This window comes from Haloarcula sebkhae (assembly GCF_014647415.1).
Lineage (GTDB): Archaea > Halobacteriota > Halobacteria > Halobacteriales > Haloarculaceae > Haloarcula > Haloarcula sebkhae.
Genome location: NZ_BMPD01000001.1, coordinates 133,667 through 148,979 on the forward strand (window position 1 = coordinate 133,667; position 15,313 = coordinate 148,979).

Consider the following 15,313-nt stretch of genomic DNA (forward strand, 5'->3'; position numbering starts at 1 on the left):
TATCCACCTCTATTTGTAGACACCAGAACGCTTCCGCGTTCAGGCAGTATCGCTTTCAGCCCAACATGAGAGGGAACCCTTGTTATTGGTGTCAGCCCCTCAGTAGTGGGCCGACTGTCTGTGCTGAAGCGGTGATGGCATAGAGGATTCAACAATGGCAGACTCGATAGACGAATCAAAGAACGTTACAGTAACCGAAGAGGATCTCGAAAACAAATCGAAAGGCGAGCTCATCAAACTCGCCGGCCAGCTCCGCGACCGACGAAACGAGCTGAACCAGATGGCGTCCGAGCGGGCCTCCGCTCGCGACGACCTGAACGCGAAGACTCGCGAGAAGGTCGACGAAGCGCAGGAACACCGCGAGAAGCGCGACGAGCTCAACGAGCAGGTCCAGGAACACAAAGACCAGCGTAACGAGCTCAATGCGGAAGCAAACGAGCTGTTCGACAAGGTCGACAACCTGAAAAACGACCTCGAACTCGATGAGGGGACGTCGGTCGAACAACTCAAAGAAGAGATCGAAGATCTCGAGTTCAAGCAACAGACCGAAGTGCTCTCCTCGGAAGACGAGAAAGAGCTCATCGAGAAGATCGAGACCAAACGCGAGAAGCTCCAGGAGAAACAGGAGAAGCTCGATCAGGGCGGCGACCTCGAAGAGCTCAAAGAGGAAGCGGAAGAGGTCCGCTCGGAAGCCTCAAAGCACCACCAGAAGGTCACGGAACTGGCCGACGAGGCCCAGAAGCACCACAACGAGATGATCGAGGCCTACCGCGAGGCCGACGAGATCCGTGACGAGGCCGACGAGAAGCACGAGGAGTTCGTGGATGCCCAGGAAGCGGCCGACCAGCACCACGAGGACTTCGTCCGCGTCCAGAAGCGGCTCCGCGAGCTCGACAAGAAGGAAGAAGAGCAGGAGCGCTCCCAGCGCGAGGAGAAGCAGGAAGCCGCTCGCGAGGAAGCCGAGGAGATTTATCAGAAGTTCAAGGAAGGCGAAACCCTCGACACCGAGGACCTGATGAAGCTCCAGAAGGCCGGCAAGCTGTAAGTCTGCAGGATTTTCTCTCTGTTTTCACTGACAATAGATGCATCACTCACTCGGCCTGCTCCAGCTCGGCTCACTCTCGCTCGTCCCGACAGCTCTCGGTGGGGTCCTGTTCGGCCTCGCACTCGCCGCGCCGCCGGGCCCGATGAACGCCGTTATCGCCGAGGAGAGCGCACTGCGGGGCTGGCGGGCTGGCTTCTTTGCCGGCCTCGGCGCGATGACTGCCGACGCCTGTTTTCTCGTGCTCGCCGTGCTCGGTGCCGCCACAGTCATCACCGAGACGCCGGGCGTTCAACGCGTGATGGTCGGCGCCGGCGGGCTCCTGATGCTCTGGTTCGCGTACGGCGCAGTTCAGGAAGCCAATACGGTCGTGACCGAGGGGGACTCGTCAGTCACTGCCGGGGATAGCCGTGGCTTTCGCAAGGCCCTCGTCTTGGCGCTGACAAATCCCTATCAGGTCATCTTCTGGCTCACCGTCGGCATCGGCCTCCTCGAACCCGGTGTGGTTGACGTGTCGTCGTACGTGCCTGTGGTCGGGACTGACACGCTAACGATACAAACCGGTCATCCGGTGCTGTTAGGAGGGTTTTTCGGCGGGATCGGCCTCTGGATTACGGGATTTCCGGCGGCGATTGTCGCCGCGAGAACGCGTATCGAGCGGCTCGCGCCGCTAATCGCGTGGGTTAGCGCCGCTGTTCTCGCCGGGACTGGCGTTCTGTTCCTGCTGCGGGCGCTATGAGTCGCCCATCCCGGTCGCTACGTCGTCGAGGTCGTCTTTGACGGCCATGTCGGCGACTTCCATCGTTAGCCACTCCTGGAACCAGCGGGTCCGCTTGAGCCGCTGATGGACGATGGACTCGGCGGTGTCGCTCTGGACACGCTCGCGCGCGTCTTCGCCGCGCTCGATAACACGGTCGACCATCTCGGCCGCATCCATGTGCGTCCGGGATTCATAGCCCATACGCAGCAACATCAGGGCGGTCCCGTTCGCGCCGACCTTGTCTAGGATATCCGCTTCGATGAGACACTGCACTTCCAGGGGTAGATCGTCCAGCGGCCCCTGATACGAGTGGGCATCGACGGCGGCGCAGACCTGCTCGATAAATGATTCGGGGTAGTCACCGTGTGCCCGCAGATACTCGCGTGCGATCCGCGCGCCGGCTTCCGCGTGGAGATCCTGTTCGGCTTCCAGTTTCGCGATGTCGTGAAACAAGGCTGCCACGCGAGTCACGTCCACGTTCGCCCCTTCCTTGTGGGCGATTTTTGTCGCGATGTCGACGACGTTGAGGATGTGGTTGAAGCGATACTCAGCGGAGTGCCACGGGTACCAGCGCATGCGACCGCCTTCTTCTTCGTTTTCGACGCTCGCCGCGAGGTAGTCGTGGACGAACTCCTTCATTTCCTCGAACGCGTCGGCTGAGACAGGTGACTCCCTAATCTCGACGCCCACAGCACCACCTCCGGAGACGGATTTCGATATTCATCTTACACATATAGACGTACGTTCGACTCTTTAGCGTTACGACAGGGAGAACGGCTGCCACACCCGGCGTTTCTGGATACAAACAGCGTCGCAAAACCGGTCTTCGGAGCCAGTGTCCGAGCGGCGGACAGCCGCCATCACTGTCCCCGATTCCATGTCAGGCGAGGTCTCTGTCGGGCGACAGCCGCAGCTGGTTCTCAGCGGCTGGGAACATTAGTCCGGCTTTTTACAGCTAATAGATAAATCGGTACATATGCCTCTCCAGCCACTCCACACGCCCGTCGGCGATGTGTCGATCGTGACCCACGCGGCGAACGAACATGCGATGACTGACGTCCTCGTTGGCGTCGGTATTGCCCTGTGTCTGTTCGGACTGTACTACAAGCTGATACTGGTCCCAGCGAACAGGCAGGAATCGTCACAGCGCAGGGGAGGGCAGTCGCCGCCGTAATTATAGGTAGGCGGCGTCCCAGCGCATCGGCTTGCGAACGTTCCCGCAGTTGTCACATTCGATGCGACCCATCGAGTCCATCGCGTTCGCCAGTGTCTCACAGTTACTGCAGAAGTACCCGTAGCGGTCGCTGCCCCCTTCTGTGACGTGGACCACGTGGAACGGCGCCATCGACCCGGACTCGTGGTTGTTGTGATCGACGTAGACTGTCCGGCCGTCGTCGGTTATCCGTTCGCGGCCAAGTTCGTCGGCGTCGGTGTAGAGGTTCTCGACATAGGTCCGTCCGGCGATGTCGACTTCACCCGTGCCGGCGCGCTCGAAACCGCGGTCCTCGTAGAAGCTGTTCCCTTCGACGTTGTCGGCCAACACGCGCCCTTGGAGTGTCTCAGCACCCCGGTCATGGAGTTCCCCGTGGGTCTCGTCGAACAACGCTGACCCGATCCCTTCGCCGCGGTATGCCGGGTCGACGTGCAGCCAGAGAATCGTCCCGATACTATCTCCTGATAGAACACTCTCGGAGAGGCCGACCACCTGCCCATCCTGCTCGCCGACGAGAATCAACCGATTACTCTCATCGTCGAGCACTTCCTCGATGCGCTCTTCGTCGTACCACTCCTCGATCGCGCTCGTAATCGCCTTCGGTCCCAGCGAATACGACGCCTCCAACGAGCGACGCGCCACGTCACGGATAGCCGGCCGGTCCGACGACACTGCCTCTCTGATTTTCATATGCCACTAGTTGGCACGGAACATCATAAATCTACAGTTCGATGTCAGAATTTGGGACACTCGTTAGGCTATTCATACAGGGACACTGCGAATTGTGGCCTCAGCCGGCTTGTGACTGACTCCTGTCCACTCGCTGTCGCGTCGTACCGGAATGCGGGCGCTGTTCGACTTCAGGTCGTGTACAGTCCGAGCGGAGTCGAACCGCCGTCACTTCGCTCCACTCGTGACGTGCTTCGAATCAGCTGCACATTTGTCGCTCTTGAAGTTATTTGCGACAAAAGTAGTCCCGGGCGGATTCGAACCGCGGTCGTTCCACGTTGCTCCACTCCCTGTTTCGAATCCACCTGCCGCTATTCGTCTTCACACTGTTCGGGCAGAATAGTCCCGGGCGGATTCGAACCGCCGTCAAGGGCTCCAAAGGCCCTTATGATTGGCCACTACACCACGGGACTGCACTCACTTTGTTCGCTTGACCCGTGAGAGTCGCAATTCCTTCGGAATTGCTCACCACCACGGGACTGCACTTACTGTATTCGGAATAATCGACGGAACGCACTTGAACGCTTCGAGAGCGGGCGGTCAGTCGCTGGTGACTTCGGCCTCGACTTCGAGCAGGCCACAGACATCGCCCTCGGGGTCGAAACAGTCCGGACACTGCGGTTCGCGGTCGATGATCGTATCGAGGCGATCAGCGACCGTTTCGTCGATGACACCCTCCAGTTGTTTTGCCTCGGCCCGGAACTCCTCGACCTCGAGCACTTCGATGAGGAACCGCTCGATAATGCAGTAGTTCTGGAGCGCCTCGCGAGCCTGTGCGATCCCGTCGTCGGTGAGGTCGACGCCCTTGTACTTCTCGTGGTTCAGCAGCCCTCGGTTTTCGAGTTTGCCAATCATCTCGTTGGCGCTAGCCGGGCTGACATCGAGCATATCGGCCACGTCGCCGGTGGATGCCGGACCGTCTTCTTGCTGTTGCGTGAGATAGATTGCTTTCAGATATTGGGCCTGCGTGTTCATTGGTAGTCCTCCATCAGGTCGGTCACGTCTTCGACACCCTCCGCCTCGTCCTCGCGGATATCCGACAGCACGGCCAGCAGCCGCTCGCGGTCGATGGTAAATGTCACGTCCGACGCCTCGATCGCGTCGATGAGGTCGTCATAGAACTTGTACGCCGTCTCCTCGTTACAGAGCTGGTCGTACAGCACGCCGTCGAAGTCCTCGTCGGCTTCGTACTGGGCCTCGACCAGCATCTCGATCTCCTCGAAGGGGACGGTGTCCGCTTCGAGGTCGTCAATGAGCGCCTCCAGTTGCCGGCGGTGCTCGGCGGACTCGGTCTCGGCGTGTTCGAGGAGATCGAGTACAGCCTGTTCATGTTTTTCACCCGTTTCCTCGGCGTGCTTGGCCGACCGTGCCTCGACGACCTCTTCCAAGACGATACCGATCTGTAGCAGCCGGGCGAGCTGATGGTCGGACGCCACCGGCTGTGTGAGACTCACGGCAACACCCCCAATCGGCGCTGTGCTGCAGTCATACACGTAGTTCGGGGAGGGCTGGACTTAAGCGGTTCCCTGTCGTCGGGCCCATTCCCTGTCGGTCCCGTGGCTGCGTCGCCCCGAAGGCTCCCCCCAATGTGATTCAACGGAGAGGCTGAAACTCTCGGCCGCTGTCGCGACCGCCCGACTCGAGTTGTGGGCCGGTGACCACCCGAAACTACCAGAGGCTGGGACTCGATAGCACACACGACCGATGGTAGAACGTGGCTGGCACGAGGACGCGGTCATCTACACACTGGACGTAAAGACGTTCAACGACAGCGACGGCGACGGCTGGGGCGATTTCCAGGGCCTCATCGAGAAGCTCGACTACATTGAGGACCTCGGCGTCACCTGCCTCTGGCTCCGCCCGTTCTATCCGAGTCCGCTCCGGGACAACGGCTACGACGTCGCCGACTACTACAGCGTCCACGATCGGATGGGGACGCCGGCGGACTTCCGGGAACTCACCGACCGGGCCCACGACCGCGGCATCCGCGTCCTCACCGACCTCGTGTTCAACCACACGTCGACCGACCACGGGTGGTTCCAGCGCGCCCGCGAAGACCCCGATTCGAAGTACCACGACTACTACCTGTGGACCAGCCACGTAGACGACGCCTACCAGACCAGCAACATCTTCCCCGACCGCGAGGACGGTGTCTGGAGCTACGACGAGGTCGCCGATAAGCACTACTTCCACCAGTTCTACCACCACCAGCCGGATCTCAACGTCTCCAACCCCGCCGTCCGCGACGAAATCCACGACGTGATGCGCTTCTGGCTGGATCAGGGAGCCGACGGCTTCCGGATCGACGCCGCCCACCCGATGCTCCTACCCAAGGGCCACAACGGGACGACCGAGGGCATCGGGCTGTTCAAGGAATTAAAACGCGTCGTCACGGCGGCGAAGGACCACGCCGTACTCATCGCCGAGGCTGACGACCAGCCCGAACACCTCGATTACTACTTCGGCGACGGCGAGGCGTTCGACCTCATGTTCAACTTCGTCCTGAACGCCCACATGGTGTACGGTGTCGGCGTCAGAGACGCCTGGCCGCTCCACCGCGCGAACGAGGTCCTGCCGGATATCTCCGGCGCCGGCCAGTGGGCGAACTTCCTGCGCAACCACGACGAATGGAACCTCCTGAAACTCCCTCAGGAGGCTCTGGAACACGCCCGGGAGTACTTCGGCCCCGGCGACGGCTCCTCGTGGATTTTCGGCCGTGGCCACCGGCTCCGGCTGGCGGACCTCTTCGGCCACGACCACGACCGGATTGCGATGGCACACAGCCTTCTCTTTGCCTATCCGGGGACGCCGGTCGTCCTCTCCGGAGACGAGATCGGCATGGGCTCGGACCTGTGGCTCGACGAACGGGAGTCAGTCCGGACGCCGATGCAGTGGGACGACAGCGAGAACGGCGGCTTCTCGACGGCCGGCCGCGAGGACTGCTACAACCCGCTGGTCGTCGGCACAGAGTACAGCTTCGAGCACATCAACGTCGCCGACCAGCAGAGCGATCCCGACTCGCTGCTGTCGCGCATCCAGCACATCATCGCGGCCCGCAAGCGGAGTCCCGAACTCAGTGACGGCGACCTCCATCTGGCCGAATCGGGCCACAAGGACGTCCTCGTTCACCGCGTCGACACCGACGACACCGCGTTCATCTTTGCCCACAATTTCGCCGACGAGTACCGTGAATCCGTCCTCCAGTGGGAGGTCCCCGACGCCGACACATCAAAACAACTCGGTGACGGCGGCTACCACATCGAGGACGACGGCGTCACCTTCCTGCTGGACCCGTGTGACTACGTCTGGCTTCGCGGCGACAAGAGCGACTGGGACTGAGAATAGCGGCTGCGGCCGTTTGGTCGGTTCTCGATAGCGTCTAGAATCAGTGTTTCGCGGCGAGGACTTCGATTTCGTCGATCTCTGGTCCCTCTACGAACAGTTCGTCGGCCCGGTCCATCAGTTCGGCCGCGATCTCGCCGTCGAGGTGTGCCTGCCGACCGTCCTCGTCCGGGAACGTATCAAAGATGCCGAAGGTCGTCTCGTCGAGTCGGAGCGCAAACCACGTCGTTGTCTGCTCTTCGGCCTCGGCTTGCGGGAGTGCGGATTCGAGGAACTCGGCGACTTCCTCGGTCTTGTCCGGTTTCGCTTCGAACCGTGCCTGGAGCGCGTAGTTGGATTCGCTCATCGCGTTTGAAACGTGTGGCCGAACAGGAATAAGCGCGAACCCTAATGGCCCGGGGACGGTCCACAGTCGCTATCCGGTAGGGAGTGACTAAGCCGGTAGTAAGAAGCGGACGATCGAAAAGACCGCGAAGGGGGCAGTTACTCCCGAAGACGCTCGTAGATGAGCTGGTCGAGGTCCTCGCGGAGTTCGTCGACCTCCACCTCTTCGAGTACCGGGACGAAGAACCCTTCGACGAGCATATTCTTCGCGCTCTCGGGGTCGACACCGCGAGAGGTCATGTAGAACATGTCCTCTTGATCGACCTGCCCGACCGTCGCGGAGTGGGAGGCTTCGGTGTCGTGGTTGTTGATGATGAGCTTCGGCGACGCGTCGGCCTCGGAATCGTCGGAGAGCATGAGCGTGTTCTCACGCTGGTAGGACGACGTGTCCCAGGCCTCGCGGCCGACGTCCTGAACGCCCTCGTACACCGAGCGGGCGTCGTCGTCGAGGACACCGCGGGTGACGAGGTCGGCGATGGTGTGTTCGGCCTCGTGCCAGACACGCGACGCGATGTCGAAGTGCTGGTCTTCGTGGCCGAAGAATGCACCCAGAATCTGTGACTCGGAGGAGTCACCTAGCAGTCGCGTCTCGACGTTGGACTTGGTCAGGCGGGAGCCGATGTTGCCGTCGATCCAGTTGACCGTGGCGTAGGTGTCGGCGTGGCCGCGCTTGACCTGGAAGTTGTAGGTCTCCTCCGAGAGGTTCTGGAGCGCGCCGTACTGGACGTAGGCGTTTTCCTCGGCGACGACCTCGACGATCCCGGAGTAGTACTGATCGGCATCGGTCGTTTCGCCGGTTCCCTGGCGTTCCAGAATCGTGACCGAGGAGGACTCCTCAGCGAGGACGAGCGTGTAGTTGAACAGCGACTGGCTGTTCATCGTCGTCCGGATCTTCACGTCCTCGGCGTCGACGCCCTCGGGGACGTAAACGACGGTCCCGGCGGAGAACAGAGCCGTCGACAGCGCGGTGAGGTAGTCCCGCTGGGGGTCGACGATGCTGCCGAAGTGTTCCTTGACGAGGTCCGCGTGCTCGTCGAGCGCCTCGCTCCAGGACAGCACCTCGACGCCCTCGGCGTCGATACGGTCCTTGTCCTGTGCGTAGTCGAGCGGGTCGACCAGCGACTCGTAGTCGAGCGCGTCGAGGTTCGTCCAGGTGCGACCCGGCGTCCGGATGACATCCGGCATGTCCAGCTCGTCGAGCGCCGCGAGCGCGTCCTTTCGCGTCTCGAGCAGCCACTCGGGCTCGCCGAGGTCGTCTGAAATCTGTTCCACCTGAGTCTCTGTGAGATTGGCGTGTACCTGCGTACTCATGGTTATCCGAGCGACCCCTCCATCTCAAGCTCAATGAGGCGGTTCAGCTCAACGGCGTACTCAATCGGCAGTTCCTCCGTGATCGGCTCGATGAAGCCGGCGACAATCATCTGCTTGGCGTCGTCGTCGTCCAGTCCGCGGGACTGGAGGTAGAAGACGTCCTCGTCGCCGATCTTACCGACGGTCGCCTCGTGGGCAACGTCGACCTTGGACTCCTGAATCTCCATGTACGGCATTGTGTCCGACGTGGACTCGTTGTCGAACATCAGCGCGTCACACTCGACGGAAGTCGAGGAGTCCTCGGCACCGTCGGCGATGTGGACGAGACCACGGTAGTTCGTACGGCCGCCGTCCTTGCTGATGGACTTGGACTCGATGGTGGACTTCGTCTCGGGGGCGTTGTGGTAGACCTTCGCGCCCGTGTCGATGTCCTGGCCCTCGCCGGCGAAGGCGATGGTGATGTGGTTGTCCGTCGCGCCGGGACCCTTGAGAACGGTGGAGGGGTACAGCATCGTGGCCTTCGAGCCCATGCTGCCCGAAACCCACTCCATCGTGCCGTCGGCCTCGCAGATGGCGCGCTTGGTGTTGAGGTTGTACGTGTTCTTCGACCAGTTCTGGACGGTCGAGTACTGAACGTGGGCGTTCTCCTTGACGAACACTTCCACGCCGCCGGAGTGAAGATTGAACTCGGAGTACTTCGGGGCGGAACAGCCCTCGATGTAGTGGACTTCGGAGTTCTCCTCGGCGATGATGAGCGTGTGCTCGAACTGGCCCATGCCGTCGGAGTTCATGCGGAAGTACGCCTGCACGGGCATGTCAACCGTGGTGTCCTCGGGGACGTAAACGAACGACCCGCCGGACCAGATAGCGCCGTGTAGCGCCGCGAACTTGTTGTCGCTCGGCGGCACGGCCTTGGTCATGAAGTACTCTTTGAGGATGTCTTCGTGTTCCTGGACAGCCTTGTCCATGTCACAGAAGATGACACCCTTGTCTTCCCAGCGCTCCTGCATGTTCTGGTAGACAATCTCGGACTCGTACTGCGCGCCGACGCCCGAGAGGGCATTCTTTTCGGCTTCCGGGATGCCGAGCTTGTCGAAAGTGTCCTGAATCTCCTCGGGGAGGTCGTTCCAGTCGTCAACCCCGCCGCGGGTCTCGATATCGGGACGGATGTACGGGACGATCTCGTCGACGTCGACCTCGGAGAGGTCGGGCGCGCCCGGCCAGCCGTCCGGCATCGGCATTTCGTGGAACTGCTCGAGTGCGCGCAGACGGCGTTCGAGCATCCATTCGGGCTCGTCCTTGTCTTCGGAGATGACCCGGATGGTCTCCTCCGTAAGGCCCTTCTCGGCTTCGAAGGCGGACTTCTCCTCCTTCTTGAACTCGAAGCGCTTCTCGGTGTCGGTCTCTTTGAGGTGGTCTTGATCTGAGCTCATAGTGTGTGTAGTGTTATCGCTGTGTACGGAAGGGCGTTACGCGGCCTCGTAGGCTTCCTCTCGGACCCAGTCGTACCCTTCGTCTTCGAGCTTTTCGGCGAGTTCTGCGCCACCGGAGGTGGCAATCTGGCCGTCAAGCATCACGTGGACGTGGTCGGGTTCGACGTAGTCGAGGATGCGCTGGTAGTGGGTGATCTGAAGGATACCCGCGCCCTGCTCGTCGCGGAGCGCGTTGATCCCGTTGGAGACGTCCTGCAGTCGGTCGATGTCCAGCCCGGAGTCGATCTCGTCGAGCACGGCAACGGAGGGCTCGAGGATCGCGGCCTGGAGGACTTCGTTCTGCTTCTTCTCGCCGCCCGAGAAGCCAGCGTTGAGATACCGGGACGCGAACTTCTCGTCCATGTCCAGTTGCTCCATCTTCTCCTGAAGGATTTCCTGGAACTCGGCGACGCCGATTTCGCCCTCTTCGACGTTGCCCTCCATCGGGGAGGTGTCGTAGCCGGCGGCGTCCTCGTTGGTGTCGCCACCCTCTGCGTCGGCTTCGTCTTCCTCGTCGTCGTCCTCGAAGAGCTCTTCGCGTTCTTCGAGCTTGGCGTTGAGCGCGGTGCGGAGGAAGTTCACCATTGTGACGCCCTCGATCTCGGCCGGGTACTGGAAGCCGAGGAAGATGCCGAGCGCAGCGCGCTCGTTCGGTTCGAGGTCGAGGAGGTTCCAGGTTCGGAGATCCTCCGGGATCTCTTCGTCACCGAACTCGTCCTCTTCGAGGTGGATGAGTACTTCGCCGTCGGTTACCTCGTAGGCGGGGTGGCCGGCGATGATCTTCGCCGTCGTCGACTTGCCCGAGCCGTTGGGACCCATCAGCGCGTGGATCTCGCCGGACTCGACTTCGAGGTCGACACCGCGGAGAATCGTCTCACCGTCCTCTTCTGCGACTTCTGCGTGGAGATTGTTGATTTCGAGTTGAGCCATAGGTATCTCTTAGGTCAACCGAAAGAAGGTACGTTTCACCCATGAAGCTTTCGCATTGCCGTGAACTCAACTTCTGTATATAGAAACAATATTTCTTGCAGCAGTAACCACCTGCTTTCTGTGGGTTACATGAAGCTCCCGAGTCCCGTCTGTTCCTGCCCGGACTTGACCTCCTCCCAAGAGATATCCATTGCCTCCAGAATGCGGGCAATCGGCCCTTTCAGCGTCTTATCCAGCATCTTGTCCCAGTCGATCTCGAACTCCTCGGGAATCTGGTCCGCGTACTCGAAACAGATCACATCGGGGTCCCGCCGGAACTCGCCGTACAGCGGGTCCCGCTGGGGGTCCAGCCCTTCTTCTTTCTCGATGCGCTGGAAGAAGTCCGAGTGGACCCGGTCGAGATACAGTCGCTTCGGCTTTGAGCCGCTCTGGAAGTTCGTCCCCAGCAGGAGGTTGGCGTACTTCGCGCCCCGAACCTGCGCGGTGTCGGTGTCGTAGTTATCGAGTTTCTTCCCGATGCCGCCGGGAATGCCAACGTCGTCGTAGTTGACGTTGCCGTCCTGATAGTCCTCGATGACGTCGCTGACGTACTGCTTGATCGACTCGGCGTCCTCGCCGCGGACGATGCGGTCGATGACCTCCTTCTGGACCCGCTTCGTGATCGGCGCGATATCGGACCGCTGGTATTCGAACCCGGTGATGTCGATGTCGTCGACGTGTTTGCCCTCTTTCCAGACAATGTTGCCCGCGTAGCGCTTCTTCTTGCCCGCCTGGAAGAACCGCCGATAGAGCTTTTCGAACTCTATCTGGAACCGGTGCTCACTCGCGTTGAGCCGCTCCATCGCGAACTCGTCGTAGGAGTCGTTGATCGTCTCCTCCAGCTCGAATCCCTTCTGGATGGTCGCGGCGACGAGTTCGAGTTCATCGTCACCCATCCTCGGGTGTTTCTCGCGCATCTCGTCGGTGACTGCCGCGTCGTCGTCGACATCCTCCGGGCCGATATCTCCGAGCTGGAGCATGACGGAGTCGGTGTCACCGTAGACGACCTCGTACCCTTCGTTCGCGACGACTTCGTCAGTGTAGTCGATGACCTCCCGACCGGTGGCGGTGACCGCCGCGCCCATCTCCTTGTCGTAGAGCCGGAAGCGGTCCCATCCAAGAACGCCGTACAGACTGTTCATTATCACCTTCACTGCCGCTTGCTGACGATCAAAGCGCTCGTACTCCGGATTATCGGGGTCGAAGCTGTTTCGCTGTGCCTTCTTCTCCTCGCGCTCTGAGAGGAGTTCGTCGACCATCTCCCGGATGACGCCGTCCGGTTCCTTTCGGAAGTGGGTGCCGTTGGGCGCGCGGTATGTGTCGCCGTCGTAGATCTCCGGATCGACTTTCGTCTCCGGACTGGCGTTGGTCGTCACCATGCACATCGGGTACAGCGACTTCAGGTCCAGCACGGTGACGTTCTCCCGGACGCCCGTGATGGGGTCGAACACTGCGCCACCCTCGTAGTCCTCGCTCTCTTGCTGGCCCTTCGAGGGGAGCGCGAACTCGCCGTGGAGCTTGTGGAGGACGTACATGTCGACGGCGTCGCCGGGGGTCGTCGCGTCTTCGAGCTTGCACCCGACGAAAGTGCGGACCTCGTCCCAAAAGTCGATGATGTCCTGTTCGCGGTCGAGTTCGACACAGAGCTCCACGTCCCGGAGGTTGTACTCAAGCAACTGCTCGGGGTCCTGTTCCCAGAGGTCGCCGATGTCGCCGGTGTAGCGCTCCTTGCCGACGCCGAGTTCCTGCTCGCCGACAGCATCGAGCCGATAGGATTCGAGTTCGGTGAACTGCGTTCGCTTGTAGGCATAGAGGAGGTCGAAGACGACACGGCCTTTGATATCGGGGCCGCCCCAGCCTGAGCGCCAGACCTCGTCGACCCGTGAGAGGCGGTCGATCTGCAGGTCGAAGTCGTGGTTGTAGCTCTGGAGTTCCTCCAGGCGGTCGAGGAAGTACGGCGCGTCGAAGTCGTCGAAGTTCCAGCCGGTCAGCACGTCCGGGTCGGTGTCGACGATGTAGTCGACGAACGCCTCCAGCATGGCCTCCTCCTCGTCGAAGACGCGCACATCGGCCTCGAAGTCCTCCCGAATCGGGTCGTAGCCGGCCAGTGCCTCGGGGCCGTTGATGCCGTCGGGGGACTCATACAGCCAGACGACGTACTCGTCGCGGTAGGAGTCGTGGGAGGTGAGACAGATTATCGGCTCCTCGCCGTCCTCGGGGAAGCCATGGCGGTCGTCGACCTCGATGTCGAAGGTGTTGACTCGCGGGTCGGCGTGGGCCTCGACCGGCCGAACCTCCTCGTGATGGACCTTCAGACTCCCATCGTCGAGTTCGCGGGCAGGGACGCGAACGCCACTCGTGATGTCCTTGTCGATGAGCAGGCGGTTGGGAAAGAGGATGTCTGCCTCGTAGTGGTCGAAGTCGTCACGGATCTGTCCCACGTCGCGCGGCGTCTGGCCGAATATCTTCGTCAGGCGCTCGCCGCGAATCGATTCGTAGGGTTCGCCGTCCCCGTCGGCTTCTTCCCACCCGCTGATGCTGTCGTACTGGCGGAGTTCGTCCTCGGTGACGCTGTCGGTCGGTGCGTAGAAGTAGGGTTTGAAATCGAAGACGCGCGCATGGACCGGCTCGTTGTCGTCGGTGCGTCCGAAGACGTGGACGACTGGGAACTCGTCGTCGCCCTGCCCCTCGATTGTGTAGTCGACCTGTGTCACCACGAACTCGACGGTCTCTTCGACCGGCGGGAACTGGCGCTCGTCGATGTCGACGACGCTCGTGTCCCCGCTATCGCTCCCACCGTTGCCCGCGATGGCCGCCGCTTCGTCGGCGACCGGGCGGTCCTCCTCCGCGTCTTGCTCGAAGTCCCCCAGCGTGCCCTGGGTCCCGTCACTCATTCTTAGCCGTGTTTCGAGATGCCGCATAAAAACACCGACGGTCGACGGGGTATTGCCACAGGCAGAAAGTATATGCCATCGAGTAACATACCCAAGTTTGACGGCCAATGTCGCACCACGCATCCCCCCACGGCGAGGCGGATAGGTCCGAAGAACTGCGGTCGGAGCCGGCGCTCCCGGACGCCATCCAGACGACCGAGACCTACGAGACCGAGGAGGGGACAGTGTTTTACGATGCCGAGAACCCGCTCGCGTGGTTACAGACCGATACGGCGCTTACCTTACAGGAGATCGCCTGACAGGAAGTACTTTTAGCGTCCACACGTCGTAGCTAGTGTGATGGATATCCCCGGCGAGGACGACCCGAACGAGAGCGGCGGCGTCCTCTCGGAAAAGAGCGAGTATGAACCCGAAGAGTTCGACCCGGAGAGTCTCGGGCCGGACGTGCCATCGCCGTCGGACGGCGCTTACGACGGCGACGCCACGGGACTGTTCGTCAAGCTCGTCATCGTCTTCAACGTCGCGCTGCTGGCGCTCTCGCTCGGCCCGATGCTGGCCTACTTCGAGGGACAGGTCGACCTCGGGATTCGGATCTTCCTCGTCGGCGTCATCGCCTTCGGCTACGGAACGTTCCGGTACGTCCAGTTCGAACGCGAACGTAAGTCGGACGACGAGGACAAAACAGCCGAGACAACAGAGGTCCAGTCCGACGGCGCGGAGTCAGGCGACCACAACGGCTAACCGGCCCGGTCGGCTACGAACGGCCATATGCGTACTGTGCGGGACGACGACGGCACGCGGTACTTACTACTGAAGGAGTCCACCGAGTCAAGTCTGGTCAGGGACCCTGAAACCGGCGAACAGCAACACGTCCCGAACGCCGACCTCGAACCTGTAGATGGCGAATCGCCGCTGGCCACGGCCGCCGAAGGCGTTCCCGACACCGCTCGCCAGGTCATTACAGCGACCCACGATGAGCGCGCGCTTGGCCTGCTCGTGGAACTCGACGAGCGCGGGCCGCTCTCCGTGGCGGAGTTGCTCTCAGCCTACGACCTCTGTGAGAGCGACCTGCACGGCCTGCTGGCCGAGTTCCGCGCCGCCGGCCTGCTCGCCGAGGCGACGGTCCACGGCCAGCGAGGCTACGACACGACGGAAACGGCCAGCGATGGGCTGGCGCATCTCCGCGACTGAGGGCTG

At 61.5% G+C, this 15,313-nt stretch carries 16 protein-coding genes and 1 tRNA gene; 7 read left to right on the forward strand and 10 right to left on the reverse strand.

Going from position 1 to position 15,313, the window contains the following annotated elements:
* Positions 1–154 precede the first annotated feature (154 nt).
* A complete protein-coding gene (locus tag IEY38_RS00720; RefSeq protein ID WP_004957913.1) occupies positions 155–1,045 on the forward strand; it encodes a coiled-coil protein in 891 nt (296 codons plus the stop codon).
* Positions 1,046–1,082: 37 nt separating this feature from the next.
* Positions 1,083–1,781 (forward strand): LysE family translocator, encoded by a 699-nt coding sequence (locus IEY38_RS00725; protein ID WP_188974539.1) that lies wholly within the window; start codon positions 1,083–1,085, stop codon positions 1,779–1,781.
* Here IEY38_RS00725 and IEY38_RS00730 read toward each other — a convergent pair.
* The gene (locus IEY38_RS00730; protein WP_188974540.1) at positions 1,776–2,492 is read right to left on the reverse strand and encodes an HD domain-containing protein; all 717 of its coding nucleotides are present in this window, start codon (positions 2,490–2,492) and stop codon (positions 1,776–1,778) included. The genes IEY38_RS00725 and IEY38_RS00730 overlap by 6 nt on opposite strands.
* A gap of 286 nt (positions 2,493–2,778) precedes the next feature.
* Between IEY38_RS00730 and IEY38_RS00735 the strand changes: the two genes are divergently transcribed.
* Positions 2,779–2,976: a hypothetical protein gene (locus IEY38_RS00735; RefSeq protein ID WP_188974541.1), complete on the forward strand. Its 198-nt coding sequence runs from the start codon at positions 2,779–2,781 to the stop codon at positions 2,974–2,976.
* Here the strand turns inward: IEY38_RS00735 and IEY38_RS00740 are convergent, their stop codons facing one another.
* From IEY38_RS00740 to IEY38_RS00755, 4 genes are all read right to left on the reverse strand, one after another.
* Positions 2,977–3,705: a GNAT family N-acetyltransferase gene (locus IEY38_RS00740; protein WP_188974542.1), complete on the reverse strand. Its 729-nt coding sequence runs from the start codon at positions 3,703–3,705 to the stop codon at positions 2,977–2,979.
* 379 nt (positions 3,706–4,084) lie between these two features.
* Positions 4,085–4,157, reverse strand: a tRNA-Gln gene (locus IEY38_RS00745).
* 127 nt (positions 4,158–4,284) lie between these two features.
* Positions 4,285–4,719 (reverse strand): metal-dependent transcriptional regulator, encoded by a 435-nt coding sequence (locus tag IEY38_RS00750; protein WP_004591305.1) that lies wholly within the window; start codon positions 4,717–4,719, stop codon positions 4,285–4,287.
* Complete coding sequence (locus tag IEY38_RS00755) at positions 4,716–5,198, reverse strand: ferritin-like domain-containing protein (protein ID WP_170097222.1); 483 nt, start codon at positions 5,196–5,198, stop codon at positions 4,716–4,718. The genes IEY38_RS00750 and IEY38_RS00755 overlap by 4 nt, the downstream gene beginning before the upstream one ends.
* A 250-nt stretch (positions 5,199–5,448) precedes the next feature.
* Here IEY38_RS00755 and IEY38_RS00760 point away from each other — a divergent pair, with 250 nt between their 5' ends.
* Positions 5,449–7,083, forward strand: a complete 1,635-nt coding sequence (locus tag IEY38_RS00760) for an alpha-amylase family protein (RefSeq protein WP_188974543.1) — start codon at positions 5,449–5,451, stop codon at positions 7,081–7,083.
* A 46-nt stretch (positions 7,084–7,129) separates the two neighbouring features.
* On the opposite strand, the gene IEY38_RS00765 is transcribed toward IEY38_RS00760, so the two are convergent.
* From IEY38_RS00765 to IEY38_RS00785, 5 genes are all read right to left on the reverse strand, one after another.
* Entirely contained in the window at positions 7,130–7,432 is a 303-nt protein-coding gene (locus IEY38_RS00765; protein ID WP_188974544.1) for a putative quinol monooxygenase, read from the reverse strand.
* A gap of 137 nt (positions 7,433–7,569) precedes the next feature.
* Complete coding sequence (gene sufD, locus IEY38_RS00770; protein ID WP_170097221.1) at positions 7,570–8,781, reverse strand: Fe-S cluster assembly protein SufD; 1,212 nt, start codon at positions 8,779–8,781, stop codon at positions 7,570–7,572.
* Between the two features lie 2 nt (positions 8,782–8,783).
* Positions 8,784–10,214, reverse strand: a complete 1,431-nt coding sequence (sufB, locus tag IEY38_RS00775) for a Fe-S cluster assembly protein SufB (RefSeq protein ID WP_005537802.1) — start codon at positions 10,212–10,214, stop codon at positions 8,784–8,786.
* A 36-nt stretch (positions 10,215–10,250) separates the two neighbouring features.
* On the reverse strand, positions 10,251–11,183 hold the full coding sequence (locus tag IEY38_RS00780; RefSeq protein ID WP_188974545.1) for an ABC transporter ATP-binding protein: 933 nt from the start codon (positions 11,181–11,183) through the stop codon (positions 10,251–10,253).
* Between the two features lie 125 nt (positions 11,184–11,308).
* Complete coding sequence (locus IEY38_RS00785; RefSeq protein ID WP_188974546.1) at positions 11,309–14,116, reverse strand: DNA-directed DNA polymerase; 2,808 nt, start codon at positions 14,114–14,116, stop codon at positions 11,309–11,311.
* 107 nt (positions 14,117–14,223) lie between these two features.
* Between IEY38_RS00785 and IEY38_RS00790 the strand changes: the two genes are divergently transcribed.
* The 3 genes from IEY38_RS00790 to IEY38_RS00800 are packed head-to-tail and all read left to right on the forward strand — an operon-like array spanning position 14,224 to position 15,307.
* Positions 14,224–14,415 (forward strand): DUF7331 family protein, encoded by a 192-nt coding sequence (locus tag IEY38_RS00790; RefSeq protein ID WP_004517169.1) that lies wholly within the window; start codon positions 14,224–14,226, stop codon positions 14,413–14,415.
* Between the two features lie 40 nt (positions 14,416–14,455).
* On the forward strand, positions 14,456–14,857 hold the full coding sequence (locus IEY38_RS00795; protein ID WP_188974547.1) for a DUF7322 domain-containing protein: 402 nt from the start codon (positions 14,456–14,458) through the stop codon (positions 14,855–14,857).
* Positions 14,858–14,884: 27 nt separating this feature from the next.
* Positions 14,885–15,307 (forward strand): DUF7346 family protein, encoded by a 423-nt coding sequence (locus IEY38_RS00800; RefSeq protein ID WP_188974548.1) that lies wholly within the window; start codon positions 14,885–14,887, stop codon positions 15,305–15,307.
* Positions 15,308–15,313 lie beyond the last annotated feature (6 nt).

Excerpts from the sequence above, each read along its gene's own strand:
- sufB (WP_005537802.1), bottom strand. The coding sequence starts at position 10,214 with ATGAGCTCAGATCAAGACCACCTCAAAGAGACCGACACCGAGAAGCGC.
- IEY38_RS00790 (WP_004517169.1), top strand. The coding sequence starts at position 14,224 with ATGTCGCACCACGCATCCCCCCACGGCGAGGCGGATAGGTCCGAAGAA.
- IEY38_RS00765 (WP_188974544.1), bottom strand. The coding sequence starts at position 7,432 with ATGAGCGAATCCAACTACGCGCTCCAGGCACGGTTCGAAGCGAAACCG.
- IEY38_RS00750 (WP_004591305.1), bottom strand. The coding sequence starts at position 4,719 with ATGAACACGCAGGCCCAATATCTGAAAGCAATCTATCTCACGCAACAG.
- IEY38_RS00735 (WP_188974541.1), top strand. The coding sequence starts at position 2,779 with ATGCCTCTCCAGCCACTCCACACGCCCGTCGGCGATGTGTCGATCGTG.
- IEY38_RS00780 (WP_188974545.1), bottom strand. The coding sequence starts at position 11,183 with ATGGCTCAACTCGAAATCAACAATCTCCACGCAGAAGTCGCAGAAGAG.
- IEY38_RS00795 (WP_188974547.1), top strand. The coding sequence starts at position 14,456 with ATGGATATCCCCGGCGAGGACGACCCGAACGAGAGCGGCGGCGTCCTC.
- IEY38_RS00760 (WP_188974543.1), top strand. The coding sequence starts at position 5,449 with ATGGTAGAACGTGGCTGGCACGAGGACGCGGTCATCTACACACTGGAC.
- IEY38_RS00720 (WP_004957913.1), top strand. The coding sequence starts at position 155 with ATGGCAGACTCGATAGACGAATCAAAGAACGTTACAGTAACCGAAGAG.
- IEY38_RS00740 (WP_188974542.1), bottom strand. The coding sequence starts at position 3,705 with ATGAAAATCAGAGAGGCAGTGTCGTCGGACCGGCCGGCTATCCGTGAC.
- IEY38_RS00785 (WP_188974546.1), bottom strand. The coding sequence starts at position 14,116 with ATGAGTGACGGGACCCAGGGCACGCTGGGGGACTTCGAGCAAGACGCG.
- sufD (WP_170097221.1), bottom strand. The coding sequence starts at position 8,781 with ATGAGTACGCAGGTACACGCCAATCTCACAGAGACTCAGGTGGAACAG.
- IEY38_RS00800 (WP_188974548.1), top strand. The coding sequence starts at position 14,885 with ATGCGTACTGTGCGGGACGACGACGGCACGCGGTACTTACTACTGAAG.
- IEY38_RS00725 (WP_188974539.1), top strand. The coding sequence starts at position 1,083 with ATGCATCACTCACTCGGCCTGCTCCAGCTCGGCTCACTCTCGCTCGTC.